This window comes from Streptomyces sp. 63XJN7_1_ISO-PGPR-S23-121, assembly GCF_056173025.1.
This window is the reverse complement of the sequence record NZ_CM149653.1, coordinates 2,943,495-2,969,840: the sequence shown is the minus strand read 5'-3', so window position 1 is coordinate 2,969,840 and position 26,346 is coordinate 2,943,495. Positions and strand designations below refer to the sequence as shown.

At 73.3% G+C, this 26,346-nt stretch carries 26 protein-coding genes and 1 tRNA gene; 16 read left to right on the top strand and 11 right to left on the bottom strand.

What is annotated here, in order from left to right; all coding sequences use genetic code 11:
- Genes AC0VYN_RS12915 through AC0VYN_RS12905 form a run of 3 tightly spaced genes read right to left on the bottom strand, consistent with a single transcriptional unit; the run spans position 1 to position 3,032 of the window.
- Positions 1–930: an ATP-binding cassette domain-containing protein gene (locus tag AC0VYN_RS12915; protein WP_451692669.1), complete on the bottom strand. Its 930-nt coding sequence runs from the start codon at positions 928–930 to the stop codon at positions 1–3.
- 6 nt (positions 931–936) lie between these two features.
- Positions 937–2,013, bottom strand: coding sequence for an ABC transporter permease (locus AC0VYN_RS12910; RefSeq protein ID WP_475536099.1), 1,077 nt, complete (start codon positions 2,011–2,013; stop codon positions 937–939).
- Positions 2,013–3,032 carry a sugar ABC transporter substrate-binding protein gene (locus tag AC0VYN_RS12905; RefSeq protein WP_475536098.1) on the bottom strand — a complete coding sequence of 340 codons (1,020 nt, stop codon included), beginning with the start codon at positions 3,030–3,032 and terminating at the stop codon, positions 2,013–2,015. Before AC0VYN_RS12905 ends, AC0VYN_RS12910 begins: the two co-directional genes overlap by 1 nt.
- A 226-nt stretch (positions 3,033–3,258) precedes the next feature.
- Between AC0VYN_RS12905 and iolC the strand changes: the two genes are divergently transcribed.
- From iolC to AC0VYN_RS12880, 5 genes are all read left to right on the top strand, one after another.
- On the top strand, positions 3,259–4,221 hold the full coding sequence (iolC, locus tag AC0VYN_RS12900) for a 5-dehydro-2-deoxygluconokinase (protein WP_475536097.1): 963 nt from the start codon (positions 3,259–3,261) through the stop codon (positions 4,219–4,221).
- A 13-nt stretch (positions 4,222–4,234) separates the two neighbouring features.
- A complete protein-coding gene (locus AC0VYN_RS12895) occupies positions 4,235–5,122 on the top strand; it encodes a Cgl0159 family (beta/alpha)8-fold protein (protein WP_386925438.1) in 888 nt (295 codons plus the stop codon).
- A gap of 40 nt (positions 5,123–5,162) precedes the next feature.
- Positions 5,163–6,056, top strand: a complete 894-nt coding sequence (gene iolB, locus AC0VYN_RS12890; protein ID WP_475536096.1) for a 5-deoxy-glucuronate isomerase — start codon at positions 5,163–5,165, stop codon at positions 6,054–6,056.
- The gene (gene iolD / locus AC0VYN_RS12885; RefSeq protein ID WP_475536095.1) at positions 6,053–7,924 is read left to right on the top strand and encodes a 3D-(3,5/4)-trihydroxycyclohexane-1,2-dione acylhydrolase (decyclizing); all 1,872 of its coding nucleotides are present in this window, start codon (positions 6,053–6,055) and stop codon (positions 7,922–7,924) included. The genes iolB and iolD overlap by 4 nt, the downstream gene beginning before the upstream one ends.
- A gap of 314 nt (positions 7,925–8,238) precedes the next feature.
- Positions 8,239–9,174, top strand: a complete 936-nt coding sequence (locus AC0VYN_RS12880) for a GNAT family N-acetyltransferase (protein ID WP_475536094.1) — start codon at positions 8,239–8,241, stop codon at positions 9,172–9,174.
- Between the two features lie 262 nt (positions 9,175–9,436).
- Here AC0VYN_RS12880 and AC0VYN_RS12875 read toward each other — a convergent pair whose 3' ends face one another.
- Positions 9,437–9,784 (bottom strand): MerR family transcriptional regulator, encoded by a 348-nt coding sequence (locus AC0VYN_RS12875; protein WP_475536093.1) that lies wholly within the window; start codon positions 9,782–9,784, stop codon positions 9,437–9,439.
- A 491-nt stretch (positions 9,785–10,275) separates the two neighbouring features.
- Here AC0VYN_RS12875 and AC0VYN_RS12870 point away from each other — a divergent pair, with 491 nt between their 5' ends.
- A complete protein-coding gene (locus AC0VYN_RS12870) occupies positions 10,276–11,022 on the top strand; it encodes a hypothetical protein (RefSeq protein ID WP_475536871.1) in 747 nt (248 codons plus the stop codon).
- 9 nt (positions 11,023–11,031) lie between these two features.
- On the opposite strand, the gene AC0VYN_RS12865 is transcribed toward AC0VYN_RS12870, so the two are convergent.
- The gene (locus AC0VYN_RS12865; protein WP_475536092.1) at positions 11,032–11,757 is read right to left on the bottom strand and encodes a dienelactone hydrolase family protein; all 726 of its coding nucleotides are present in this window, start codon (positions 11,755–11,757) and stop codon (positions 11,032–11,034) included.
- 119 nt (positions 11,758–11,876) lie between these two features.
- On the opposite strand from AC0VYN_RS12865, the gene AC0VYN_RS12860 reads away from it, so the two are divergent.
- The 3 genes from AC0VYN_RS12860 (at position 11,877) to AC0VYN_RS12850 (ending at position 14,129) form a co-directional block, all read left to right on the top strand.
- Complete coding sequence (locus AC0VYN_RS12860; protein WP_475536091.1) at positions 11,877–12,317, top strand: ankyrin repeat domain-containing protein; 441 nt, start codon at positions 11,877–11,879, stop codon at positions 12,315–12,317.
- A complete protein-coding gene (locus AC0VYN_RS12855) occupies positions 12,314–12,493 on the top strand; it encodes a hypothetical protein (RefSeq protein WP_475536090.1) in 180 nt (59 codons plus the stop codon). The genes AC0VYN_RS12860 and AC0VYN_RS12855 overlap by 4 nt, the downstream gene beginning before the upstream one ends.
- Before the next feature lie 67 nt (positions 12,494–12,560).
- Positions 12,561–14,129: an MFS transporter gene (locus AC0VYN_RS12850; RefSeq protein WP_475536089.1), complete on the top strand. Its 1,569-nt coding sequence runs from the start codon at positions 12,561–12,563 to the stop codon at positions 14,127–14,129.
- Between the two features lie 142 nt (positions 14,130–14,271).
- On the opposite strand, the gene AC0VYN_RS12845 is transcribed toward AC0VYN_RS12850, so the two are convergent.
- A tRNA-Pro gene (locus tag AC0VYN_RS12845) sits at positions 14,272–14,345 on the bottom strand.
- 99 nt (positions 14,346–14,444) lie between these two features.
- Between AC0VYN_RS12845 and AC0VYN_RS12840 the strand changes: the two genes are divergently transcribed.
- Positions 14,445–14,972 carry a DUF309 domain-containing protein gene (locus AC0VYN_RS12840; protein WP_475536088.1) on the top strand — a complete coding sequence of 176 codons (528 nt, stop codon included), beginning with the start codon at positions 14,445–14,447 and terminating at the stop codon, positions 14,970–14,972.
- Between the two features lie 69 nt (positions 14,973–15,041).
- Positions 15,042–15,815, top strand: a complete 774-nt coding sequence (gene cobF, locus AC0VYN_RS12835) for a precorrin-6A synthase (deacetylating) (RefSeq protein WP_475536087.1) — start codon at positions 15,042–15,044, stop codon at positions 15,813–15,815.
- Between the two features lie 55 nt (positions 15,816–15,870).
- Here the strand turns inward: cobF and AC0VYN_RS12830 are convergent, their stop codons facing one another.
- Together AC0VYN_RS12830 and AC0VYN_RS12825 are read right to left on the bottom strand one after the other, a co-directional pair.
- The gene (locus tag AC0VYN_RS12830; RefSeq protein WP_385460186.1) at positions 15,871–16,620 is read right to left on the bottom strand and encodes a cobalt-precorrin-6A reductase; all 750 of its coding nucleotides are present in this window, start codon (positions 16,618–16,620) and stop codon (positions 15,871–15,873) included.
- Positions 16,621–16,760: 140 nt separating this feature from the next.
- On the bottom strand, positions 16,761–17,465 hold the full coding sequence (locus tag AC0VYN_RS12825; protein ID WP_475536086.1) for a DUF4232 domain-containing protein: 705 nt from the start codon (positions 17,463–17,465) through the stop codon (positions 16,761–16,763).
- A gap of 282 nt (positions 17,466–17,747) precedes the next feature.
- Here AC0VYN_RS12825 and AC0VYN_RS12820 point away from each other — a divergent pair, with 282 nt between their 5' ends.
- A complete protein-coding gene (locus AC0VYN_RS12820) occupies positions 17,748–20,057 on the top strand; it encodes an ATP-binding protein (protein ID WP_475536085.1) in 2,310 nt (769 codons plus the stop codon).
- A gap of 183 nt (positions 20,058–20,240) precedes the next feature.
- Here the strand turns inward: AC0VYN_RS12820 and AC0VYN_RS12815 are convergent, their stop codons facing one another.
- Genes AC0VYN_RS12815 through AC0VYN_RS12805 form a run of 3 tightly spaced genes read right to left on the bottom strand, consistent with a single transcriptional unit; the run spans position 20,241 to position 23,829 of the window.
- Positions 20,241–21,014, bottom strand: a complete 774-nt coding sequence (locus AC0VYN_RS12815; RefSeq protein WP_475536084.1) for a sulfite exporter TauE/SafE family protein — start codon at positions 21,012–21,014, stop codon at positions 20,241–20,243.
- A gap of 60 nt (positions 21,015–21,074) precedes the next feature.
- A complete protein-coding gene (locus tag AC0VYN_RS12810) occupies positions 21,075–22,589 on the bottom strand; it encodes a long-chain-fatty-acid--CoA ligase (protein WP_475536083.1) in 1,515 nt (504 codons plus the stop codon).
- Positions 22,590–22,641: 52 nt separating this feature from the next.
- Entirely contained in the window at positions 22,642–23,829 is a 1,188-nt protein-coding gene (locus tag AC0VYN_RS12805; protein WP_475536082.1) for a thiolase family protein, read from the bottom strand.
- A 182-nt stretch (positions 23,830–24,011) separates the two neighbouring features.
- On the opposite strand from AC0VYN_RS12805, the gene AC0VYN_RS12800 reads away from it, so the two are divergent.
- Genes AC0VYN_RS12800 through AC0VYN_RS12785 form a run of 4 tightly spaced genes read left to right on the top strand, consistent with a single transcriptional unit; the run spans position 24,012 to position 26,177 of the window.
- Complete coding sequence (locus AC0VYN_RS12800; RefSeq protein ID WP_475536081.1) at positions 24,012–24,821, top strand: lysophospholipase; 810 nt, start codon at positions 24,012–24,014, stop codon at positions 24,819–24,821.
- Between the two features lie 47 nt (positions 24,822–24,868).
- Positions 24,869–25,141, top strand: coding sequence for a WhiB family transcriptional regulator (locus tag AC0VYN_RS12795; protein ID WP_475536080.1), 273 nt, complete (start codon positions 24,869–24,871; stop codon positions 25,139–25,141).
- 53 nt (positions 25,142–25,194) lie between these two features.
- On the top strand, positions 25,195–25,527 hold the full coding sequence (locus AC0VYN_RS12790) for a DUF3140 domain-containing protein (protein WP_475536079.1): 333 nt from the start codon (positions 25,195–25,197) through the stop codon (positions 25,525–25,527).
- A complete protein-coding gene (locus AC0VYN_RS12785) occupies positions 25,527–26,177 on the top strand; it encodes an HhH-GDP family DNA glycosylase (protein WP_475536078.1) in 651 nt (216 codons plus the stop codon). Before AC0VYN_RS12790 ends, AC0VYN_RS12785 begins: the two co-directional genes overlap by 1 nt.
- Positions 26,178–26,346 lie beyond the last annotated feature (169 nt).

The window sequence follows — 26,346 nt, the reverse complement described above, 5'->3', positions numbered from 1 at the left end:
TCAGGCCTTCCCTTCGGCGGTGCCGGACGCGCCGGTCGCGGGCGCCGCGCCGCCGGACGCGGGAGCCTCCGGGAGCGCCGCCGTGTCGACCCCTCCGGCCTGCGCCAGTTCGTGCTTGAGTGCGGCGAGTTCGGCGCCGCCGGCCATGTGGTTGGTGAGTTCCTCGAGGCTGATGCCGGCGCGTGCGGCGCTGAGTTCGAGAGTACCCAGGCGCAGCACGCTGAAGTGGTCGCCGACCAGGTAGGCGTGGTGCGGGTTGTGGGTGATGAGGACGACGCCGAGGCCGCGTTCGCGGGCGGCGGCGATGTACTTGAGCACCACTCCGGACTGCTTGACGCCGAGTGCGGCGGTGGGCTCGTCGAGGATGAGGACGCGGGCGCCGAAGTGGACGGCCCGGGCGATGGCGACGCACTGGCGCTGGCCGCCGGAGAGGGTGCCGACGGGCTGTTCCAGGTCGTCCAGGACGATGCCCATGGTGCGCAGTTCCTCGTCCGCGGTCCTCTTCATCCGGGCGATGTCGAGGCGGCGGACGGGCCAGGGCCCCCTGGTCAGCTCGGAGCCGAGGAAGAAGTTCCGCCACACCGGCATCAGGGGCACGGTGGCGAGGTCCTGGTAGACGGTGGCGATGCCCCGGGCCAGGGCGTCGCGCGGCGTGGCGAAGCGCACCGGCTCACCGTCGACGAGGAGGACGCCCTCGGTGTGCCGGTGCAGCCCGGAGATGATCTTGATGAGGGTGGACTTGCCGGCGCCGTTGTCGCCGAGCACGCAGGTCACCCGGCCGGGGTGGACGGCCAGGTCGACCCCGTGCAGGGCGCGGATGTTGCCGTAGGTCTTGCCGGCGCCGCGCAGCTCGACGAGCGGGCGGCCGCCGTCGCCGGGGGCGGTGTCCGCCAGGACGGCGCCGGGGGTGCCGGTGGTCTCGCTGGTCATTTCCGATCACCTCCGGGTCGCCGCGCGGCGGACCCACAGATTGATGAGGACGGCACCGAGCAGCATCACGCCCAGGAACGCCTTGAACCAGTCGGGGTTCCATCCGGCGTAGACGATGCCCTGGTTCACCATGCCGAACATGAAGGCGCCGAAGACCGGGCCGACGGCGGAGCCGTAGCCGCCGGTGAGCAGGCAGCCGCCGATGACGGCCGCGGCGATGTAGATCAGCTCCTGGCCGACGCCCTCGCCGGACTGCACGGTGTTGAAGGAGAACAGCTGGTGCATGCCGACGAACCAGGCACCGAAGCCGACCAGCATGAACAGCGTGATCTTCGTGAAGGTGACGGGGACGCCGACCGCGCGGGCCGACTCCTGGTCGCCGCCGACCGCGAAGACCCAGTTGCCGTACTTGGTGCGCAGCAGCACCCAGGTGGCGAGCGCGGCGAAGGCCAGCCACCACACGACGGTGATCTTCACCTGGACGCCGCCGACGCCGAAGGACGAGGCGAAGAGCGCCTCGGCCTGGTCGAAGCCGTCCATGTCGCTGATGTCGTCGGTGGCGACGTTGCCGGTGACCAGTTTGGTGACGGCGAGGTTGACGCCCTGGAGGATCAGGAAGGTGCCGAGGGTGACGAGGAAGCTCGGCAGTCCGGTCCTGACCAGTACCCAGCCGTTGAAGGCGCCGACGCCCAGGGAGACCGCGAGGGCGACGACCACGCCCATCCAGACGTTCATGGTGAGCTGGTAGCTGAGCATGGCGGCGGTGAGCGCCGAGGTGACCACGGCGACGCCGGCGGACAGGTCGAACTCGCCGCCGATCATCAGCAGGGCGACCGGCAGCGCCATGATGCCGATGGTGGACGACTGGTAGAGGACCGTCGCCATGGAGCCGCCGTCGCGGACCGGGGGCGCGGCGACCAGGAAGAAGACGAACACGGCGACGGCGCCGAGGAACACGCCCACCTCGGGGCGGGCCAGCAGCCGCAGCGCCGGCGAGCGCCGCCGGGTCCGCCCGTCGGCCGGTCGCGGGCCGGGAGCCGGCGGTGCGGTCACCGCCGGCTCGGCCCGTGGGGACGCGCTCATCACCGGGTGCCCTTCGCGGCGAACCCGGCGACGGCCTCGACGTTGGACTTGTCGACGAAGGCCGGGCCGGTCAGCACCGGCTGCTCGCCGCCGCCGCTGTAGTTGCCGTTGTTCTTCTGCAGCCACAGGCCGTCGACCGCCAAGTAGCCCTGGAGGAAGGGCTGCTGGTCGACGGCGAACTCGATGGTGCCCTTCTCGATGGCGCCGGTGAGTTCCTTGTTGAGGTCGAAGGTGGCGACCTCGGCCTTGCTGCCGGTCTCCTCGACGGACTGCGTCGCGGCCATGGCGAACGGGGCGCCGAGCGTGACGACGTGGTCGACGGCGCCGTCCTGCTTCAGCTTCGCGGTGATCGTCGACTTCACGGACGGCATGTCGGTGCCGTTGACGTAGAGGTTCTCCACCGAGCCCTCGAAGGTCTTCTTCACCCCGTCGCAGCGCTGGGTCAGGCCGACGTTGCCCTGCTCGTGGATCACGCAGACGGCCCTCTTGGCGCCGACCTCGTTCAGCTTCTTGCCGAAGGCTTCGCCCGCCACGCTCTCGTCCTGCCCGAAGAACTCCAGCAGGCCGAGCTTCTTCCAGTCGGCGAGGCCGGAGTTGAGGCCGACGACGGGTATGCCGGCCTGCTCGGCCTCGGCCAGGACCCCGCGGAGGGCGTCCGGCTTGGCGAGGGTGACCGCGATGCCGTCGACCTTCTGGTCGATCGCGTTCTGCACCAGACTGGCCTGGTTGCCCGCGTTGGGGTCGGCGGAGTAGACGAGCTTGACGTTGTCCTTGGCGGCGGCGGCCTCGGCACCCTTGCGGACGATGTCCCAGAAGGTGTCGCCGGGCGCCTGATGGGTGACCAGGGCGACCGTCATGCGCGGGGTGTTCGCCTTGCCCGCGGAGGCGCCGGAGTCCCCCTCTTCGTCGGCCTTCTTGCCCCCGGAGCCGCTGGAGCAGCCGGCGAGGGTCAGCGCCGCCGCGGCGAGGGCCACGGCCGGGGCGAGTCTGCGGGAGCGGGCGTGCGAAGAGCGGACCATCTTTCCTGCACCTCACTGTGCGACGGGGAACCGTGTGTCGGAGGGGAGAAGAACGGCTGTTGGCGCTGGGACCGGATACAAGTCCCTGAGAGGCCCGCTGTCAATACTTTGTTAGGACATTATTTCACGAGCTGGTCAGAATGTAAGTACAAACTATTGACAGGGTCCTTCCGCCGTCCTACATCTGGGAGGCGGCAGCCCCCGCCCAGCCCGAGGAGCGTCGTACATGGCCGAGCCGGTCCGGCAGTTCGATCTGATCACGATGGGCCGCATCGGAGTGGATCTCTATCCACTTCAGACGGGCGTATCCCTTGCGGAGGTCGAAACGTTCGGCAAGTTCCTCGGCGGCTCGGCCGCGAACGTGGCGGTCGCCGCCGCCCGCCTCGGCCGTGCCGCGGCCGTCATCACCCGCACGGGCGACGACCCGTTCGGCCGCTATCTGCACCGGGCCCTCCGGGAGTTCGGCGTCGACGACCGCTGGGTCGCACCGGTGGCCGCGTACCCGACGCCCGTCACCTTCTGCGAGGTCTTCCCGCCGGACGACTTCCCGCTCTACTTCTACCGCCGGCCCAAGGCTCCCGACCTGGAGATTCGCCCCGAGGAGCTGGACCACCACGCGATCCGCGCGGCCCGCGTCTTCTGGGTCACCGGCACCGGACTGAGCGAGGAGCCGAGCCGCACCGCGACCCTGGGCGCCCTCGCCCACCGCGCCGGGGCCGGGATCACGGTCTTCGACCTGGACTGGCGCCCGATGTTCTGGGCCGACCCCGACCAGGCCCGCCCCCACTACGCCGAGGCGCTGCGGCACGCGACCGTCGCCGTCGGCAACCTCGACGAGTGCGAGATCGCCACCGGCGTGCGCGAGCCGTGGGCCTGTGCCGAGGCGCTGCTGGCCTCGGGCGTGGAGCTGGCCGTCGTCAAACAGGGCCCGGCCGGTGTGCTCGCCGTGCACCGCGACGGCCGGACGGCCGAGGTGCCGCCGGTGCCGGTCGAGGTGGTCAACGGCCTGGGCGCGGGCGACGCGTTCGGCGGCTCCCTGTGCCACGGCCTGCTGTCCGGCTGGGAACTGGAGCGGACCGTGCGGTACGCCAACGCGGCCGGCGCCCTCGTCGCCTCCCGTCTCGCCTGCTCCTCCGCGATGCCCACCGGGGCGGAGGTCGACGGCCTCCTCGCGCGAGCCACTCCCTGAACGGAGCGTTGCCTTGTCCCTGAGCATCCCCGACCTCACGGCGGTCAGAGCCCGGCACCCGGAGGCCATCGCGGAGGCGGCGGCCCGCCGGGTACGCCGTCCGCTGATCGGCGACTCCGGGCGCCTGCTGATCGTGGCCGCGGACCATCCGGCGCGCGGCGCGCTCGGTGTGGGCGGCCGGCGGCTCGCCATGGCCAACCGGGCCGGTCTGCTGGAACGCCTGTGCACCGCGCTGTCACGGCCCGGTGTCGACGGGGTGCTGGCCACCGCCGACGTGCTGGAGGACCTGCTGCTGCTCGGGGCGCTGGAGAACAAGGTCGTCATGGGCTCGATGAACCGCGGGGGCCTCGCGGGCGCCGCCTTCGAGATGGACGACCGCTTCACCGGGCACCGCGCCGACGACATCGCCCGCCTGCGCTTCGACGCGGGCAAGCTGCTGCTGCGCATCGACTACGACGACCCCGGCTCGCTGTCCACCCTGGAGTCCGCGGCCCGCGCGGTCGACGCCATGGCGGCGCGCGAGCTCCCCGTGTTCGTCGAGCCGTTCGTCTCCCGGCGGATCGACGGCCGCGTCCGCAACGACCTGTCCGCCGAGGCCGTCACCCGTTCGGTCGCCGTCGCCTCGGGCCTGGGCGGCACCTCCGCCTACACCTGGCTGAAGCTGCCCGTCACCCGCGACCCGGACGACATGGGCGAGGTCCTGGAGACCTCCACGCTGCCCGTGGTGCTGCTCGGCGGCGACATAGGCGGCTCCCCCGCGGACCAGGCCGCCGCCTACGAGCGCTGGCGCAAGGCGCTCAGGCTGCCCACCGTGCAGGGCATGGTCGTCGGGCGCTCGCTTCTCTACCCCGCGGAGGGCACGGTGGAACAGGCGGTGGACACCGCCGTCGGCCTGTTGTGAACCAGGAGACGTGACGCGAGAGAGGACGGGAGAGGACCCGATGACCTATCACCTTCCCGCGGGCGGGGCGGCCGACGGCCCGTACACCGTGGACGTGACGCCCGAGAAGGCCGGCTGGGGCCACTCCGGTCTGCGCGTGCTCCACCTGCCGCCCGGCGGCAACCACACCTTCGACAGCGGCGACAGCGAATGGATCGTCCTGCCGCTCGGCGGCGGCTGCACGGTCGCCACCGCGGACGACTTCGGCCGGGAGACGTTCGAGCTCACCGGCCGCTCCGGCGTGTTCGACGGCGTCACCGACTTCGCCTACGTACCGCGCGACGCCCGTACGACGGTGACGTCCGCCGGCGGCGGCCGGTTCGCCCTCACGGGCGCCCGCTGCACCCGGCGCCTGCCCGCCCGCTACGGCCCGGCCTCGTCCGTCCCGGTGGAGCTCCGGGGCACCGGCAACTGCTCGCGGCAGGTCAACAACTTCGGTGCCGCGGACGTCTTCGAGTGCGACAGGCTGATCGCCGTCGAGGTGATCACCCCGGGCGGCAACTGGTCGTCGTTCCCGCCGCACAAGCACGACGAGCACCGCCCCGGCGAGGAGTCTGTGCTCGAGGAGATCTACTACTTCGAGTTCGCCGCCCACGACGGCATCCCCGGCCTCGGCTACCAGCGGGTCTCGCCGTCCGGGCGGGGACGGGGCACGGACGTGCTGGCCGAGGTCCGCGACGGGGACGTCGTCCTCATCCCCGACGGCTGGCACGGACCGTCGATGGCCGTACCGGGCCACCACATGTACTACCTCAACGTCATGGCGGGCCCCGGGGCCGAACGCGCCTGGCTGATCAGCGACCATCCCGGCCACGCCTGGATCCGCGACACCTGGCCCGGCCGTCCGGTCGACCCCCGGCTCCCCCTCTACACCGCACCCGAGAGGTCCGCATGAGCGCCGTCACCCTCCGACTGACCACCGCCCAGGCCCTGGTGCGCTTCCTGGCCGCCCAGTACACCGAACGCGACGGCGTACGGCACCGTCTGATCGCCGGCACCTGGGGCGTCTTCGGCCACGGCAACGTGGCCGGCCTCGGGCAGGCACTCGTGGAGTACGCCGGCGTCATGCCGTACCACCAGGGCCGCAACGAACAGGCGATGGTGCACGCGGCCGTCGGGCACGCCCGCCACCTCAACCGCTTGTCGGCGCAGGCGGTGACGACCTCCATCGGCCCGGGCGCCACCAACCTGGTCACCGGCGCCGCCCTCGCCACGGTCAACCGCCTGCCGGTCCTGCTGCTCCCCGGCGACTACTTCGCCTCGCACGCCTCCGACCCGCTGCTCCAGCAGCTGGAGCACCCGACCGAGGCCGACGTGTCCGTCAACGACACCCTGCGCCCGGTGTCCCGGTACTTCGACCGCGTCACCCGCCCGGACGCCCTGATCGCCTCCGCGCTGCGGGCGATGCGGGTGCTGAGCGACCCGGCCGAGACCGGGGCGGTCACCCTCGCCCTCCCCCAGGACGTCCAGGCGCAGGCGTACGACTGGCCGGAGGAGTTCTTCGCCGACCGCGTCTGGCATGTACGGCGTCCCGCCCCCGACCCGGCGGAACTGGCCGAGGCGGTCCGCGCGGTCCGCGCCGCGGAGCGCCCGCTGATCGTCGCGGGCGGCGGCGTCCACCACAGTGAGGCGGAGGCGGCGCTGAAGGTTTTCGTGGACGCCACCGGCATCCCGGTCGCCTCCACCCAGGCCGGCAAGGGATCCCTGCGCCACGACCACCCGGCCGACCTCGGCGGCATCGGCCACACCGGCACCGCCGTCAGCGACGACCTGGCCCGCACGGCGGACCTGGTGATCGGCATCGGCACCCGCCACTCGGACTTCACCACGGCCTCCGGCACCCTCTTCCGCCGACCGGACGTCCGCTTCCTGAACCTCAACATCACCGCCTTCGACGCCCACAAGCTCGCCGCCCGCACCCTGGTCTGCGACGCGCGGGCCGGTCTCACGCTGCTGACCGACGCCCTCGCGGGACACCGGGTGGCGCCGGAGTACGAGGCGGAGTACCGCGCGGGCAAGGACCGCTGGGAGCAGGTCGTGGAGGCGGCCCTGACGGCGGACGACGACAACGCCGTCCCGACGCAGACCCACGTGCTGGGCGCCCTGGACGCGGTCGTCGGCGACGAGGACGTGGTGATCAACGCGGCCGGTTCGCTCCCCGGTGACCTGCACAAACTGTGGCGGGCCCGCTCCCCGCGCCAGTACCACCTGGAGTACGGCTACTCGTGCATGGGCTACGAGATCCCGGCCGCGATCGGCGTGCAGCAGGCGGCGCCCGGCACGCCCGTGTGGGCCCTCGTCGGGGACGGCACCTATCTGATGAACCCGACGGAGATCGTCACCGCCGTGCAGGAGAATCTGCCGGTCAAGCTGGTGATCGTGCAGAACCACGGCTACGCCTCCATCGGCGGCCTGTCCGAGTCGGTCGGCGCGGAGCGCTTCGGCACCGCCTACCGCCAGCGCGCCGCCGACGGCACCTTCACCGGCGCCCCGCTGCCCGTCGACCTCGCCGCCAACGCGGCCAGCCTCGGCATGGAGGTGCTGCGCGCCAAGACGGTGCGCGAGCTGCGGGAGGCGCTGGCGGCGGTCCGTACGGCGACCCGTCCGACCTGCGTCCACGTCGAGACGGACCCGACGGTGACCGCCCCCGGCGCCGAGGCCTGGTGGGACGTGCCGGTGGCCGAGATCTCCGCCCGCCCGGCCGCCGCCGAGGCACGCGCACGGTACGAGCGCGCCGCCGCCGACCGCCGCCACCACCTCTGACGCCCCGTCACGGGTCCCGGCGTGCGACGGCGCCGGGCGGGGCGTCCGGCTCGTCCGTGCGTCGAACACTAAGGCCGGCGGCCCACTCCGGCGCCGGGACAGGCCACGGCCCGCGCACTTCCCGACGTCACTCCTCTGGGCCGGGCCCTGTGCCCCTGCCACGCCCGTCGCCGGCCGGCGGAGACGGACCCGCACGCCTTCGCGCCGGCACCGCAGGACGGCATCACGGACTCGTGAGCAGCATGCGGCCGGGGGGAGACGGAGGGCAACAAATGCGTTGCTCGCGTGCGTTCCCGGCCGTGATCATGGGGCCGATGCGCTTCCTTTCCGCCGCAGCGGACCCCACCGTCCTGGATCGTGCCGTCTCGTACCCGGCCGACGGTCCCCTCGCCGCTCTCACCGCCGTAAGAATCCGCGAGGAACTCGACGCCGGCCGGTTCCGCCCGGAGTGGGTCTGGCTCGCCGAGGACGGCGGACAGGTCCTGGCCCGCGCGCTGTGGTGGGGCCGTGCCGACAGTGAACGCCCCCTGGCGCTCGACTGCCTCCAGGTCCGCTCCACGGCCAGCGATCCGGTCGCCGTCGCCACCGGACTCCTCGAAGCCGGGCACGCCGCCCTCGGCACGCGCCCGCTGTACAACCTCTCCCTCCCGGCGGACTGGGACCGCCGCTCCGAACTGGCCGAGGCGGTCGCCTGGCGTCGCGAAGCGGGCCTGCGCACGGGGCTGAGCCGGGAGATCCGGCGCCTGCGCTACGAGTGGACTCCGGCGGCGGGACTGCCCGAGGCGGGCAGCCGGCTGACGTTCCGGGAGGGCAGCGACGACGAGTTCCTGGAGGCCTTCGTCCAGGTCTCGGCCGGCAGCCTCGACGAGGCCACCCGTGACGAACTGCGCACGAAGGACGCCAGGCAACTCGCCGAGGAGGACATGCGGTTCTACCTCGACTGCCCGGGCGAGCGCTCCTGGTGGCGGCTCGCGGAGCTGCCCGACGGCACGCTCGCCGGTCTGGCAGTCCCTTCGGCGACCCCGTACCACCGCAACGTCGGCTATCTCGGTGTCGTACCCGAGCAGCGCGGCAAGGGGCTGATCGCCGAGATCCTCGCCGAGATCACCCGCTTCCACGCGGCCGAGGGCGCGGAGCGCCTCACCGCGACGACGGACACGACGAACGTCCCGATGGCCGGTGCCTTCGACCGCGCCCGCTATGACGTGACGGAGATCCGTCTGGTCCTGGAGGCGCCGGGGGCCGCTTGACCCGCCGGGCCCGGAGGGCCGCTGCCCGGGGCGCCGGGGGTGGTGAGACCGGCGCTGGTGGCGGTTCGGCGCGGTTCGGCCGCTCGCGGAGGCGGCTGCGCGTTCGGCCGGCGGGAGCGCGTCCCCGGCCGCGCCGACGTCCGGATCGCCGAGGACTGGGGGGCGACGGGGCGGACGTCCCCGTGCTGCGGGGCGACGAGGGCGTCCGGCCTGCCCTTTGTGCCCCGCAGCTCAGCGGTCCGCCGACCGCGGCGGTCGAGCGTCAGACCGAGCTTTTCGGCTGCGTGCCGGTGCCCTGTGCGGCGCGGAGTTCCTCGTTGATGCGCTGGGCTTCTTCGAGCTGGTCTTCGAGGATGATGATCCGGCAGGCGGCTTCGACCGCGGTGCCGGCGTCCACCAGTTCGCGGGCGCGGGCGGCGATGCGCAGCTGGTAGCGGGAGTAGCGGCGGTGGCCGCCTTCGGAACGCAGCGGGGTGATCAGGCGGTGTTCGCCCAGGACGCGAAGGAAGGCGGGGGTGGTGCCGAGCATGTCGGCGGCCCGGCCCATGGTGTAGGCGGGGTAGTCGTCGTCGTCGAGGTTGTCGACGGGGCGGGAACTGCCAGGGGGCATAGACCTCTTCTTCCGGGTGACGCGTCGGGGGGCCCGGGCGCCGACCGGCACCCGGGCCCCGAGCTTTCCACACCATCTACCGGCTGACTGCGCCGGCCTTCTGTATCCGCATGTGCCGCCTGGAAGAACGGGCTTGCGGGGATCGCGGCTGCGTGACCGGGGACCACCATCCAATCCGGGGTCTGCGGTACCCGGGCGGTTCTGCCCACCCGGGCGATCCTGATGGCGTTTCGCTCCTTACCTCTTTCGATCGATCTGTTCGTACTGGTGCTTGCACGGCAGTTCGTCTCTGCCGTGTCCTTCGACTTCTGGCTACACCCAGAACACTAGCGCCAATCCAAGGCAATGTCTACACCCGCCAGTGCAGATTTACTCCCTCCGGTGACGTGCGCAATCGCGTCCTCTTACACCCGGGACCCCCGATTGAGCGCGTCAGGCCGCTCCGAACGCTCTGGCCTGCCCGGGCGGCGGCCGTCTACCCTGGCCCGGTGATGGACTCGGGGGACTTCCGGGCCGGTGACGTGCTGTCGGTCGCCTGCCCCTTCACACCGACTCGCGTGGAGCGAGGTGTGACGTGGGGACGCATCGCGGTGCGATGGCCGTGGTGGGACATCGACAGCGACAGCGACTTCATCCACTGGAACGGCGTCGTCGCCCTTGGCGTGGCGGGGGCCGAACGCTCGGAGCCCGAGGTGCGGGCGGAGCTGTTCCGGACCGACCCGCCGCCCGAGCGGCTGACGGCGGGCGACGTCTGCCGGGTCGGAGTGCCGCCGACCACGGTGCACGTGACGTCCGTCGACCACCACGATCCCCCGCTCGAGACGGGCTGGCTGCCCCGCCCCCGTCTGACCGTGAGCGTGCTGCGCCGCGGCCTGTCCTATCGCGAGTTCCCGGACGACAGCCACCTCGACGGCACGGGGTACTGCCTCCACCCCGGCGACGGGATCCCCTTCACCTTCGACCTGTTGCTGCGGCCGTACGCGTGCCTCCGGCCGGGCGACGAGGTCGCTGACGCCGCCGGCCGGGCGTGGCGGTTCGACGGACCCTGGGACTGGACCGCCTTCGACGGAGAACCGGCGGGAGCGGGCCCCGAGTGGCCGCTCGTCCTGCTCACGCGCGCGGGAACGCCGTGCACCGCCGAGGACGCGCGGGCGGTGGCCGCGAGCACGGCGAGCGGTTCGCACCAGCGGACGGTCCGGGACTGGATGTCGCTGACCAGGGCCTCGCCCACTCCCTGACCGACCGCATCACTCCGCCACGGGCACGCATTCGGCGAGCAGGTCCACGATGTCGCGCCAGGCACGCGGCGCGTGCCGTGGGTGGTGCCCGACGCCCGGGAGCAAGGTCTGGTCGACCGGCGGGTAGTGGAAGGCGTGCTGGGCGCCGCCGTAGACCACGAGGCGCCAGTCGACGCCCGCGGCCTGCATCTCGGCGGTGAACGCGTCGCGTTGCGCGACCGGCATGATCGGGTCCTCCGACCCGACGCCGGCCCACACCGGGCAGCGAATGCGCGCCGCCTCGCCCGGTCGGCCGGTGTTCAGTCCGTTGACCGTCCCGATCGCCCGCAGGTCGACGCCGTCACGCCCGAGTTCCAGCCCGATGATGCCACCGGTGCCGTAGCCGACGGCGGCGACGCGGTCGGGGTCGGTGCGCGGCTCGGCGCGCACCACGTCGAGCGCCGCGTGGCCGATGTCCCGCATCCGGTCGGGAACGGCGAGCAGCGGCATGCAGCGGGCCAGCATCTCCTCGGGGTCGGTCAGATGGCGTCCGCCGTGGAGGTCGAAGGCCAGTGCCACGTAGCCCAGTTCGGCGAGTGCGTCGGCCCGGCGGCGTTCCACGTCGCTGAGCCCCGGGCCCTCCGGACCGAGCAGCACCGTGGGCCGGCGGCCGGTGCCGGCGGGCAGTGCGAGGTGCCCGATCATCGTCAGGCCGTCGGCGGGGTACTCGACCGTGCGCGTCGTCACCGTTGTCATGCGACGGGACTGTAATCACCGTCGGGCCGGTCGGGTCGATGTTCTGCCGCAGGCAGAGGACCGCGGGCACCCCCCTGTTCGCGGCGGCGGCTCACGTCCGCCCACTAGGCTCGGTCGTCGTGAATCGAAGGCGGCGAAAGAAACTGTCCGGGCGTCTCGTCGACGCCGCGCTGATCGGCGACCTCACGCGGGTGCGGGCCCTGCTGCGCGCGGGCGCGCCCGCCGAGACGGCCAACTCCGCGGGCACCACGCCGCTGTACCAGGCGGCGGTCGACGGGGACGCCGGCATCGTCCGCGCCCTGCTGGCGGCCGGGGCATCGCCCGACACGGAGAGCGGAATCGGGTCGGAGGGCACGCCGCTGTGCGGGGCGGCCTGCTGGGGTCACGTCGAGGCGGTACGCGCGCTCCTGGAGCGCGGCGCCGATCCGAACCTGCGAGAGGACCACGGCATGGGCTGGTCCCCGCTCGACTGGGCGGCGAGGGGGCCGCATCCCGAGACCGAGGAGCTGCTCCTCGCCGCCGGGGCCCGGCGGCGAGGGGAGATCGCCGAGCACCCATGACCGACGTGGTCGAAGAGCGGGGGCATGAATTCGACTCGGTCGCAACCCCGCAAAAGGCATGGGATTCTTCGAAAAACAAATCGCGGCGGGGCACACAATTATTGATTCCGCAAATGCGGCAAGGGGCATACATTCCGTTCGGCCGCAACAGTCTCGGCAATAAATCAAAAGCTTGACGACGTCGTGGAGTTTACTTAAAGTCCAGTCGTCCAGTTTCCCGCCGAGCGATATGCGATGGTGTACATGACCGTGCCTCCCGCGTTGCCGAAGGCCAAGCAGCAGTTGATCCTCGCTGTTCTCATGCTGTGTTCGCTGCTGATCTGGATAGACAACACCGTCCTGAGTACTGCGCTGGAGACCCTTGCGGACCCGGACCGTGGACTGGGAGCCGATCCCGGTGAGCTGCAATGGGCGACCGGTTCGTACACGCTGGCTTTCGCCACATTGATGTTCACCGCAGGCGCATTGGGTGATCGGTTCGGTCACCGGACTGTGTTCTCCGGCGGTTTGCTGATCTTCGCCGGGTCCTCGCTCTGGGCGGCCTACGCAAGCGACGCCGGCCAGCTGATTGCCGCCCGAGCGGCGATGGGGGTGGGCAGCGCGCTGATCACTCCCGCCATGATGGCCATCCTCATGTGGACCTTCACCGGCCCCGCGCGGGCTGCCGCGATCGGCGTTTTCTCGACGTCGGCCGGTGTCGGAATGGCTGCCGGCCCGGTACTGGCGGGGTCCCTGCTCGACCATTTCTGGTGGGGCTCGGTCTTCCTGATCAACGTCCCGGTCGCGGCACTGGCGTTGGTCGGACTCGCCGTGCTGGTGCCGAACTTCCGCAGCCCCACTCCGCGGCCACTGGACCTCGCTGGGATGCTGCTGTCGATCAGCGGGCTCGTGGGGTTGGCCTACGGGCTGATCCGGGCGGGGCAGGTGACGGCGTGGAGTCGTACCGACGTCTGGGCGCCGATCGTTGCCGGTCTGGTCCTGCTGGCCGTGTTCGTACTCGTCGAACTGCGCGTCAGGGTGCCCAGCTTCGATCCGCGGCTGCTCGCGCAGCGCACATTCGGTGGCGGCAACGCAGCGCTCGGACTGCTGCTCTTCGGGGTGGCCGCCATCACCTTCTACAACGCGTTCTACCTGCAAGGCGCGCTCGGCTTCTCGCCGATGAAGGCGGGTCTGGCCAACATTCCGACCGCGGTCGGCGCGCTCGCGGGGGCGCCTCTTGCCTCGCGCCTGGTCCGCCGCCTTTCGCTGCGCGTTGTCACCGTGCCGGCGTTGACCGTGGCCGCGCTGACCATGGGCGGGTACGGGTTCCTCGGACTCGGCACTCCACTCGTCCGGATCGAGGCCCTGTTGCTGGTGCAGGGCCTCTCGATCGGCATGGTGATCGGCCCGGTCACGGCCGCGTTGATCAGCAACCTGCCGTTGGAGCAGGCCGGTGCGGGATCTGCCGTCACCAACACCGTGCGGCAGACCGGCAGCGTGATCGGCCTCGCGGTGGGCGGCACGATCATGTCGATCATGTACCGACGCGCGATCGAACCTTCACTGGAGGATGTGCCCGGCCCGGTGCGGGATCAGGCGCGCGTGTCCGCCGAACAGGCCCGCCACGTCGCCACCGCTGTCGACCAGCCCTCTCTTGCTCGGGCCGCCGATGACGCGTTCGTCCGTGCCATGCACGTCGGCGCGGGCTGGATCACGGTCTTCGCACTCCTCGGAGCGGCCGTGCTGCTGATCGCCCTGCCTGCCGTGGAGAAGAAGGCTCCGGTACCGGAACCGGAGCACGAAGAGGCCCGCAGCTTCGAAGGAAGCCACTGAGGGCGGATCCCGCCCAACGCCCTCGATCCGGCCGACTACTTCACGGTGCCGGAGCAGTGGCAGCCGCACCTGATCCCCAGGAATGATCAAGGGCCGGTTTCGGAGTCCTCCGAAACCGGCCCTGACCTGCGACTCTCACGAGTCGGGACGACAGGATTTGAACCTGCGACCCCTTGACCCCCAGTCAAGTGCGCTACCAAGCTGCGCCACGTCCCGATGTGCTCACGCGCGGTGCACCGCGCGATCACGCGGACAGCACTTTACCCCACACCCCGGGTCACGGCTAAGCGGGGAGGCCGAGCGACAATCGACCCCATGGACAGCCCTGCCGACAGCACAGCCCCGGACCACCCGGCCGACGAGCGGGACCGCGACGACGAGGGGCGGGCCCGCAACGCCCGGCCGCGGGACGGGCTCGGACGCCCGTTGCCGCACGGCGCGGAAGGCGTCCCCCGCCAGCCCGAGGGGGTAGTACGGGCCCCCGACGAGACGGTGGCCGAGGCGCAGCGGCTGCTGGACGAGGGCAAGCCCTTCCACGCGCACGAGGTCTTCGAGGACGCCTGGAAGTCGGGCCCCGAGGAGGAGCGGGAGCTGTGGCGGGGCCTGGCCCAGCTGGCCGTCGGCCTCACGCACGCGGCGCGCGGCAACGCCACCGGCGGGGCCAGGCTGCTGCGGCGAGGGGCCGGGGCCGTGACGGAGTGGGCGGCGTCGGAGCACGGGCAGCGGCGGCCGTACGGGGTGGATCCGCACGCGGTCGCCCGGTGGGCCCGGGAGCTGGCGCGGGACGTGGAGGACGGCGCGCCGGTGGACGCGGGAGCCCGGGCGCCGCGGCTGCGGGGCTGAAGAGCCCCTCCGCGGGGCCTGCGGCAGCCCGCCCGGGGCCCTGCCGGAGGCGTACGGCAGACTCGGGGCGTGCGGAAGATTCATGTGATCGGTATCGGCGCGGGCGACCCCGACCAGCTCACCCTCCAGGCGGTCCGGGCGCTGCGGAGCACGGACGTGTTCTTCGTCCTGGACAAGGGCGAGGCGAAGGCGGACCTGGTGCGGCTGCGCCGGGACATGCTGGAGGCGCACGTACCCGAAGGCACGTACCGGGTGGTCGAGGCGCGCGATCCGGAGCGGGACCGCACCGCGGGCGGCACGGCGTACTCCCCCGCCGTCGGGGACTGGCGCAGCGCCCGCGCCGGCATCTACGAGCGGCTGATCGCCGAGGAGCTGGGCGAGGACGAGAGCGGCGCGTTCCTGGTGTGGGGTGATCCGGCGCTGTACGACAGCACGCTGGGCATCCTGGAGGAGATCCTGGACCGGGGCACGGTGGCGTTCGCGTACGACGTCGTGCCCGGTATCAGCAGCGTCTCCTCGCTCGTCGCCCGGCACCGCACCGGGCTGAACCGGGTGGCGCGCCCGGTGCAGATCACGACCGGACGGCGCCTCTCCGAGGGCTTCCCGGAGGGCGTGGACGACGTGGTGGTGATGCTGGACGCCCACCAGGCGTTCCGGCAGTACGCCGACCAGGACATCGACATCTACTGGGGCGCCTACCTGGGCACCCCGGACGAGATCCTCGCCTCCGGCCCGATCGCCGAGGCCGCGCCCCGGATCGAGCGGCTGCGCGCCGAGGCCCGGGAGCGCAAGGGATGGATCATGGACACGTACCTGCTGCGGCGCAACCCGGGCAACCGGTAGGCAGGGAGCCGGACATCGCCTGCCGCGTCCTGGAGGCGCCCGGCACGCGCCCCGGTCAGGGCGATCCGAGGCCCAGCCGTTCCAGGACGCCGGGCACGTCGGGCACCACGGGCACGCCCTCGGGCAGGGGCGGCCGGCGCACGACCACCACCGGCAGGGCGAGGTCCCGGGCAGCCGTCAGTTTGGCCGCGGTGGCCGCTCCCCCGCTGTCCTTGGTGACCACCACGTCGATGCGGTGGTCGCGGAGGACGGCGGTTTCGTCGGCCACCGTGAAGGGGCCGCGGGCCAGCAGGACCCGCAGGTCCGGCGGGAAGGGGGGCTCGGGCGGCTCCACCGAGCGGGCGACGAAGTGGAGGCCGGCCAGGTGGGCGAAGGCCCCCAGCCCGAGGCGGCCGGTGGTCAGCAGGACGCGGCGGCCGAGCCGCGGCAGCAGACCGGCGGCCTCCGGGAGGGACGCGACCTGGTGCCACCGGTCACCGGGGCCCGGGTGCCAGCCCGGCCGGCGCAGGATCACCAGAGGGGTCCCGCAGGCCGCCGCGGCGCGTGCCGCGTTCGCCGTGATGGTCGCGGCGAAGGGGTGGGTCGCGTCGACGAGGGCGTCCACACGCTGTTCGCGCAGCCACACGGCGAGCCCGTCCGCACCGCCGAACCCGCCGACGCGCACCTCGCCGTCGACCGCGCCCGGCCGGGTCACCCGCCCCGCCAGCGAGGTCGTCACCCGCACCCCGGGCAGGCCCGCGAGGGCGGCGGCGAGGCGGCGGGCCTCGGTGGTGCCGCCGAGGACGAGGACGTGCGGGACCGGCATGGCGTCGAGGGTACGAGGTGCCCGGCCCGGACGTGCCGCCGGATCCGGTGGCAGCCCGCGGTCGCACCGGCGCGGGCCCGCGGCCCGGGCGCCGGTGCGCGCGCGTCACCCCGGGTGACTGCCGTGCCCTGCGGCGGAGTTCAGAAGTCGTCCGCCCCGTTGCGCAGTTCGGGCGTCCAGTAGCCGGTGAGCGCCTTCGCCGGGTCGGCGGCGATGCCCTCGCTGCCGGGCGCGGTGACGGCGATGACCGTGGAGTCGCCCTCCAGCACGACGGAGAACGCCGACACGGGCTCGTTCTCCTCGTCGACCCCGCCGTCCGACACCCTCACCAGGGCGTAGGCCGGGGCTCCCGCCTCGAGGACGACCGGCGTGGCCGGCTTGCTCTTGGCGACGGCCGGGACGTCCTGCTTGTGGCTCTCCAGCAACTGGACGTGCGGGAAGCCCGCCAGACGGCAGGAGTGCCCGGAGCTGTTCCGCGCCGTGAGGACGATGTGGGTGTAGGGCGGGCCGTCCTGCGTGGCGGCGGTGACGCGGACGTCCCGGGCGGTGCAGGCCGGGGTGGCGGCGGTCACCTGCTCGCCGTTCGCGCCGCTCTCCCCCGCGGAGGCGTCGGCGGAGTCCGCCGCACCGTTCGGTCCCGCCGAGCGCGCGGACCCGGCCGGTGCCGTCGTCCCGGACGTGCCGGTGCCCTCGCCGGCCGCTGCGGTCGAAGCCACCGTGGCGGAAGTGGTCGGCGCGGAGGACGACTTGGTGTCCGAGTCGCCCTGGCAGGCGGTGAGGGACAGGACGAGGGCGGTGCCCGCGGCGGCGAGCAGCGCGGAGCGCTGACGCGGAGTGGTGTTCATCTGAAGGGTTCCCCGTTTCGGTGAGCTACGGCACGTGTGCCACGGTCGTTCGACGGCGGATGGTCCGAGCCGTTCCCGGCCCGCACCTGCTCCGTCCCCTCGGCGGATCCGTCCGCCGGGGCGTCGGGATCGCGCAGGCCCGGGAGGGGCGTTCCGCGTCGGCCTTCAGTCGATCATTTCCGGTCTCCGGCGCCCAGGCGGTTCTCCCGGCAGAAGTCCTGTCGGTGATACTTCTGCCGGTGGCTCGCGTCCGGTCGGGCCGGACGATCGGGGACGACGACGGTGCGCGACGGCACGTCTTCCGCAGGGGACTTCGGGCAGCGGTTGAGGAGCCTGCGGGACCGCGCCGGGCTCAGTCAGGAAGCACTGTCCCACGCGGCGGGGGTGAGTGTCAGGGCCTTGGCCGACATGGAACGCGGGCGCACCCGGGGGCCTCAGCGCCGTACGGTGCAGGCGCTGGCCGAAGCGCTGGGGCTCGGCGGCGAGGAGGCGAAGGGCCTGGAGCGGTCCGCCGCCCTCGGCCGTCCGCGCCCCCGGACGGCCACCGGCCCGGCCGGGCCCGGCACGTTGGCCCTGCCGCGCGACATCCAGGACTTCACCGCCCGCGGCCCGGCCCTCGCCCGGCTGCTTGACCTGGCGCGGGACACCGGTCCGGACCGGCCGGTGGTCACCGTGGTCGCCGGGCAGCCCGGTCTGGGCAAGACCGCGTTCGCGGTGCACGCGGCGCACCGCCTCGCCCCGCACTTCCCGGACGGGCAGATCGCGCTGGACCTGCACGGCATGGACCCCGAGCCGGCCACCCCCCGGGACGCCCTGGCCCGGCTGCTCGGTGCGCTGGGCGTCGCCGACGCGGCGATACCGGCCGGCACCGACGACCGTGCCGGTCTGTGGCGCTCCCTGGCAGCCGGGCGGCGCATGCTCCTGCTGCTGGACAACGCCGTCGACGAGTCCCAGGTCGGCCCCCTGCTGCCCGGCACCGGTCCGTCCCTGACCATCGTCACCAGCCGCCACGCCCTGGCGGGTCTGGAGTCCGTGCACCGCACCGACCTGGCGCTGCTGCGGCGTGAGGAGGCGGTGGAACTGCTGACCCGCATCATCGGCCCGGACCGCGTGCTGGCCGAGGCACAGGCCGCACGCGACCTCGCCGACCTGTGCGGGCACCTGCCGCTGGCCGTCCGGATCGCCGGCCAACGGCTCCTCAGCCGGCCGCACGAACGGCTCGGCAAGCTCGTCGCCCGCCTCGCCGCCGAGGGCCGGCGCCTCGACGGCCTCCAGGCCGGAAGTCTTCAGGTGCGGGCAGCGTTCGCGCTGTCCTACCGTCAGCTACCGCCGGACTCGCGGACGGTGTTGCGCCGCGCCGCGCTCGCCGCCGGAGCGGACTTCGGCCCCGAGACCGCCGCGCTCCTGGCCGGGCTCTGCCACGACGAGGTGGTCGCCTGCGCCGAGGAACTGACCGACGCCGGGCTGCTGCAGAGCGATGCCGGCGCCGAGCGGTACCGCTTCCACGACCTGCTCAGGCTCTACGCGGCCGAACAGGTCGAGGCCGAGGACGGCCCCGGGGGCCGCGACGCCGCCCTCGACCGGACCGCGTCCTGGATGCTGCGCCGGGCCACCGCCGCCGCGCTGCACTTCGACGTCGACCACGAACGGGCCGCGCCGCAGGGCGACCCGGACCCGGAGACGGCGCCCACCGGCCGGGAGGAGGCGCGGGCCTGGCTGGAGGCCGAGCGGGCCCAATGGCTCGCCGCGCTGCGCCGGGCGCACGACACGGGCCGCCACCGGCAGGTCCTGGACACGGCGGAGGCGATGCACTGGTTCTCCGACCTGAACCAGCACTGGGAGCAGTGGGTGGAGGTGTTCCAGCGCTCGTCCGGCTCCGCCCGTGCGCTGGGCAGCAGGCGGGAGGAGGCCGCTCATCTCAACTACCTCGCCTGGGCCTACAACCTCTGCGTGCACGACCCCCGTGCCGCCCTGGTGAGCGCGGACGCCGCGCTCACGGCGGCCCGCGAGTGCGGGGACGGGCTCCAGGAGGGGTGGGCACTGGGCTACGGCGCGGGCGCGCTGCACCGGCTGGGGCGCATGGACGAGGCGCAGAGCCGGCTGCGTGAGGCCGCCCGCCGTCTTGCCTCGCAGGAGTCCCCGCAGGGGAGGCTGGCCGAGCTGTCGATCCTCAACACCCTCGGCGTGCTCGTGCGCAGCACCGGCCAGGTGGAGGAGGCCCTGGAGATCCACCGCCGCAGCGAGCGGATCTGCCGGGCGGGGGTCCCGGGCCGCACGCAGGAGGTGATCGCGGTGTACCAGGCGGTGGCCCGGCAGCAGATCGGCAACGATCTGGCGGCCCTGGAACGCTGGGACGAGGCCGAAACGCCGCTGCGGCAGGCCCTCGCCGCCTTCGACGCCGCGAAGATGGCGGCCTGGACGGAGCAGGCCCGGCTGGACCTGGGCCAGGTGCTCGGCGCCATGGGGCACCCCGACGCCAGGGAGACGCTCCGCACCGCCCGCGACGCCCTCGCCGCCCTCCGGAGCCCGCGCCAGGTCGAGGCCGCCGACGCCCTCGCCGCGCTCGACGAGGCCGCCGCCGGCACCGCCTGAGGTCCGTCGTCCGGATCATGCCGGCGTCGCGGGGTGTGGCACGCACATCTGCCGCGTTGTCGTCGGTTGCCAGGGCTCCGCCCTGGCAACCCTTGTTTGCCTTGCGGCCGCACGCACCACACCCCGCTCGGGTAGGCCAGGGCGCACCGTCCCTCCCAGCCGGCCTGATCCGGACGACGGACCTCAGCGCAGGAGCAGTTGCAGGCCGCCCACGAGGGTCGCCGCGATCACCAGTTGCTCGAACAGACGCTGGTTGATCCTGTTCACGGCCCATTTCCCGAGGAACGCGCCGGGCACCACGAACACCACGAGCGCGGCGTCGAGGAGTAGCGAGCGGCCGTCGATCAGGCCCAGGCCGGCGCTGAAGGGCAGCTTGGAGACGTTGACGATCAGGAAGAAGAAGGCCGAGGTGCCCAGGAAGCCCAGCTTGCGGAAGCCCGCGGAGAGCAGGTACAGCGACATCACCGGGCCGCCCGCGTTGGCGACCATGGTGGTGAAGCCGCCGAGGACGCCGTACGAACGGGCCTTGATCCGGCCGGCCCGGGAGGTGATCGCGTCCGGCTGTCCGGCCGCGTCGCTGCGCCGGCGGCGCCACACGGTCATGCCGGCCATGAACAGCAGGATCGCCCCGATCGACGTGCGTACGACCGCGTCGTCGGCCCACACCAGGAACACGGTGCCCACGACCACGCCGACCCCCACCGCCGGGAACAGCCGCCACAGCGTGGGCCAGTGCGCGTGCCGCCGGTAGGTGAGGACGGCCAGGACGTCACCGGCGATCAGGACGGGCAGCAGGACGCCGGTGGAGGCCCTGGCCGGCAGGACCGCGGCGAAGATCGCGAGACTGACCGTGTTGGCCCCGCTCACGGCGGTCTTGGAGAAGCCGACGAGCAGGGCCGCGAAGGCGAGGGCGGCGAATTCCCAGCCGGTGAGGTGCCAGAGCGTCATGGTGTCCATTGCGGAGACCGATGCTATGCGCACCCGGCCGGTGCCCGGGAGGACCGTCTCGGCGGACGGTCACGTGCGGCCGGCGTACCGCGCCCGCAGTTCGCGCTTCAGCACCTTCATGCTCGGGCCCAGCGGCAGCTCGTCCGTGAACTCGACCCGGCGCGGGTACTTGTACCTGCCGAGGTGCTGCCGCGACCACTCGGTGATGGCGGCGCCGTCGGGGGCCGTGCCCGGCGCGGGGACGACCACGGCGCACACCTCCTCGCCGTGCAGCTCGTCCGGCAGGCCGATGACGGCGACCTGGGCGATGCCGGGGTGGCGCATGAGCACCTCCTCGACCTCGCGCGGATAGACGTTGTAGCCGCCGCGGATGACGACGTCCTTCTTGCGGTCGACGATCCGCAGGAAGCCCTCGTCGTCCTTGGTGCCGAGGTCCCCGGTGCGGAACCAGCCGTCGACGAGCGCCTCGGCGGTGGCCTCGGGGCGGCCGAGGTAGCCGGAGAAGACGTTGTGGCCGCGCACGACGACCTCGCCCAGCTCGCCGGGCGGCAGCAGTTCCACGCGGTCCTCGGTCTCGGCGCGGGCGATCTCCACGTCCACGCCCCACAGCGGGTGGCCGATGGTGCCGGGCCTGGTGCCGAACACGGGCTGGTTGACGGCCGCCGCGGGCGAGGTCTCGGACAGCCCGTACCCCTCGTGGATTCTGGCGCCGAAGGCCTCCTCGAAGCGCTCCAGCACGGCGACGGGCAGTGAGGCGCCGCCGGAGACGCACACCCGCAGGCCGGGCAGGGCGTCGGCCCCGGCGGCCGCGGCGGCGAGGGCGACGAACATGGTGGGCACGCCGTGGAAGGTGTTGACCTTCTCCCGCACCATCAGCTCGATCGCGCGCGCCGCGTCGAAGCGCGGCAGCAGCACCAGGGTGGCCCCCGCCCGCCAGGTGGAGTTGAGGGAGACGGTCTGACCGAAGGCGTGGAACAGTGGCAGCGCGCCGAGCGCGATGTCGTCGGGGCGGATGTCGTTGGCGTCGAAGGCGTTGACGGTCGCGTTCATCACCAGGTTGAAGTGGCTGAGCACCGCGCCCTTGGGCACGCCGGTGGTGCCGCTCGTGTAGAAGACGACGGCCGGGTCGTCGGCGTCCCGCGTCACGTACGAGGGCAGCGGTTCGGCGTCCGCGGCGAGCTTGCCCAGTTCGTCGCCCAGGACGACGACCCGCACCCCCGCCTCCCGCGCGGCGGCGGCTCCCGTCTCCGCCTGCGCCGGATGCACCAGCAGCAGGGTCGCTCCGCTGTCGGTGAGGACGTGCCCCACCTCCGGCGGGGACAGCAGCAGGTGCACCGGGACGACGACGGCGCCGGCCGCGGCGATCGCGTAGTACGCCTGCGGGAAGTCGGCGGTGTTCGGTGCCATCAGGGCGACCCGGTCCCCCGGCCGCACCCCGAGGTCCACCAGGGCCCCCGCCTGGGCGCGGGCCCGCCGCCACACCTCGGCGAAGGTCAGGCGCAGGTCGCCCTCGACCAGCGCCTCCTTGTCGGGACGGCGCCGGGCGTTCTCGGCGAGGATGGCGGCGACGGAGAGGGTTGCCATGGGGTGTTGCTCCGTTTCCTTGCTGCGGCTCTGCAGAGGGGTGGTGGGCTGGCTAGGGCCGTTCGACCAGCACCGCGCTGCCCTGCCCCACGCCGACGCACATGGTGGCGAGTCCGCGGGCGGTGCCGGTGCGCCGCATGCGGTGGAGCAGGGTGGTGAGGATGCGGGCGCCGGAGCAGCCGAGCGGGTGGCCGAGCGCGATGGCGCCGCCGGTGGGGTTGACCAGGTCGGGGTCGATGCCGAGCTGGTCGACGCAGGCGAGGGCCTGGGCGGCGAACGCCTCGTTGAACTCGGCCTCCGCGATGTCGTCGACGCTCCAGCCGGCGCGGGCGAGGACCTTGCGGGTGGCGGGGACCGGGCCGATGCCCATGACGTCCGGGTGGACGCCCGCCGAACCGCCGGCCACGTAGCGGCCGAGCGACTCGAGGCCCAGGTCGTTCAGCGCCTCCTCGCTGACCAGCAGGAGGCCCGCGGCGCCGTCGTTCATCGGGGAGGCGTTGCCCGCGGTGACCGTGCCGCCCGCGCGGAAGACCGGCTTGAGGCGCGCCAGCTTCTCGACGGAGGTGTCCTCGCGGACGCACTCGTCGGCGTCGACGACCACGCCGTCGGGCCGCTCGACGGGGAGCAGCTCGGCGTCGAAGTGGCCGTTCTTGCGGGCCTCGGCGGCCAGACGGTGGCTGCGCAGGGCGAACTCGTCCTGCCGTTCGCGCGAGACGTCGTACCGCGCGGCGACCTCCTCCGCCGTCTCGCCCATGGCCAGCAGTCCGTGCAGGTCCTTCATCGCCGGGTTGACCAGGCGCCAGCCGAGGCGGGTGTCGGCGGTCTCGATGCGGTGCGGCAGGGCCTCGTCGGGGCGGGGCAGGACGAAGGGCGCGCGACTCATCGACTCCGAGCCGCCCGCGAGCACGACGTCGGCCTCGCCCGCGGCGATGGTCCGGGCGGCGGCGGTGACGGCTTCGAGGCCGGAGGCGCAGAGCCGGTTCACCGTGGCGCCGGGCACGGTCTCGGGCAGGCCCGCGAGCAGCGCGGCCATGCGGGCGACGTTGCGGTTGTCCTCGCCGGCCTGGTTGGCGGCGCCCCAGTACACGTCGTCGATGCGGGCGGGGTCGAGCGCGGGCACGCCCGCGACCAGACCTCGGATCACGGTGGCGGCGAGGTCGTCGGGCCGTACGGCGGACAGGGCGCCGCGCAGCTTGCCGATCGGGGTGCGGCGGGCGGCCGCGAAGTGGACGGGACGCACGAGGTGACTCCTGACCGTCGTCGCTCGGCCGCCGGGCGGCGTGCCGCCGGGCCGGCCTCCGCGAGCCTGCTTCCTTGATTCCCGCAGCCGTAATTAGCACTGCTAGTTTTGGACTATAGACCTCCGGCCGTCCCCCTGGGAAGATCCTCCGGGTGACCGGCACCGACGCAGCTGGAGGAGACATGGCCGAGGCCCGCGAGCACGTCCTGTCCGGAACCCGGGGGCGGATCGCCGTCCGCGAGTGGCCCGCCGGGCGCCCCCGGTACGTAGTGCTGCTGATCCACGGCTACGGGGAGCACTCGGGCCGCTACGAGGAGGTGGCCGGGGTCCTGACGTCGCACGGCGCCGCCGTCTACGCCCCCGACCACCTCGGGCACGGCGCGTCGGACGGCGAGCGGGTGCTGATCGAGGACTTCGAGGACGTGGTCACCGACGTGGACGCCGTGGCGGAACTCGCCCGGGCCGCGCATCCCGGCCTGCCGGTCGTGGTGATCGGCCACTCCATGGGCGGCCTGATCGCCTCCCGCTACGCGCAGCGCCACCCCGACGGACTCGCCGCGCTGGTGCTGTCCGGCCCGGTCATCGGCGACTGGGAGCTGCCGCGCCGCCTGCTCGCCCTGGACGAGATCCCCGACACCCCGATCAGCCCGTCCTCGCTCTCCCGGGACCCGGCGGTCGGCGCGGCGTACGCGGCGGACCCGCTCGTGTGGCACGGCCCGATGAAGCGGCCGACGCTGGAGGCGTTCGTGCGGACGCTGGAGACCGTCGCGAAGGGCGGTGACGTCGGCCGGCTCCCGCTGCTGTGGGTGCACGGCGACGACGACCGGCTGGTGCCGCTGCCCGGCAGCCGCGTCGGCGTCGAGCGGCTCGCCGGCGGCGACCTCACCGAGCGGATCTACCCGGGCGCCCGGCACGAGGTCTTCAACGAGACGAACCGGGCGGAGGTGTTCACGGACGTCACCCGCTTCCTGGACGGCGTGCTCGCCCGCTGACCGGCCGGGGGCGTTTGCCCCCGTGCCCCACGGGCACCCGCGCCCCCATGGAGTGGACGCGCCACGCCGCCTGCGTGGATGAGGACCCCGAACTGTTCTTCCCGGTGGGCACCACCGGACCGGCCCTGCGGGACATCGCGGCCGCCAAGCGCGTCTGCGCCCGGTGCCCGGTGACCACCCAGTGCCTGGCGTCGGCGCTGGAGACGGGGCCGACGTCGGGCGTGTGGGGCGGCACCTGCGAGGAGGAACGCGTCGCTCTGCTCCGTGACACCCGGGCGCCCGCGACGAGCGGCGGCAGGAGCGCCGCGGGACTGCCCTGACGCCCGGCGTACGCGCATCCGCACGACGAAGGACACGACGAAAGAGAAGCACCATGGCCGACGCCCTCGAACTCGACGCGCTGTGGGAGGACTTCCACCGCGTGGTGAACATGACGTCCGCCGAGCTCGCCGACTGGCTCCGGGTACGGGACTCCGGCGAGGTCACGGAGCCGCTGCCGGACGACGCCGGCCCGCCCCTGGGACGGCACGTCCTCGCGATCCTGCAGAAGCGGCGCACGGACCTGACCGAGGACGACCTGCACGCGATGCGCAAGGTCGTGGACACCGTGACCTCGCAGGCGGACCTGGAGAACGAGCCCCGGTCCGACGACACCCGGCTCAGGCACCGGCTGATGACGATCGGCCACGACCCGCTGAAGCCGTAGTGGCGGGCCGCGACGAGCGCGTCGTACGGGAACTCGTCGGCGCGCACGGGCAGACGTACGCCGAGGAGGCCGGCATCCGGCTGAAGGACACCCCGCAGCCGCTGTACCGGCTGCTGGTGCTCGCCCACCTGCTCAGCGCCCGCATCCGGAACTCGGTCGCGGTGGCGACCGCCCGGGCCCTCGACGAGGCCGGGCTCGGCGACCCGCGCCGCATGGCCGGCGCCCCGTGGCAGGAGCGGGTGGACGCCCTCGGCCGGGGCGGCTACCGGCGCTACGACGAGCGCACCGCGACGCAACTCGGCGACGGGGCCCGGCTGCTGATCGAGCGCTGGGGCGGGGATCTGCGCCGGCTCCGGACGGAGGCGGACGGCGCGGTGACGCAACTGCGCGGCCTGCTCCAGGAGTTCCCGGGCGTGGGACCGGCCGGTGCGGACATCTTCCTGCGCGAGGCCCAGCGGGTCTGGCCGGAGACGGCCCCCTACCTCGACCGCAAGGCCCTGCAGGGAGCACGGCACCTCGGCCTGCCCGAGGACGCCGAACGGCTGCTCGAGCTGGGCGGCGGCACGGAACCCGCCGTCCTGGCCGCCGCCCTGGTGCGCGCCGCCCTGGACAAGGACACGGTGCGGGACACCCTGGACCGCGCCGGCTGACCGGGTGCGCCGCGCGCCACCGCCCCGACGACAGGCCGTACGTCCACGGCTCCCGGGCACCGGCCGGAGCTCGGGCGCCGGCGGTCGCGCCGTCACCCGGACGGCGGTGGTCGTGCCGTCACCGGCGACGCAGCAGGGCACAGAACGGCTGCAGGCCGTCCTGGCGGGC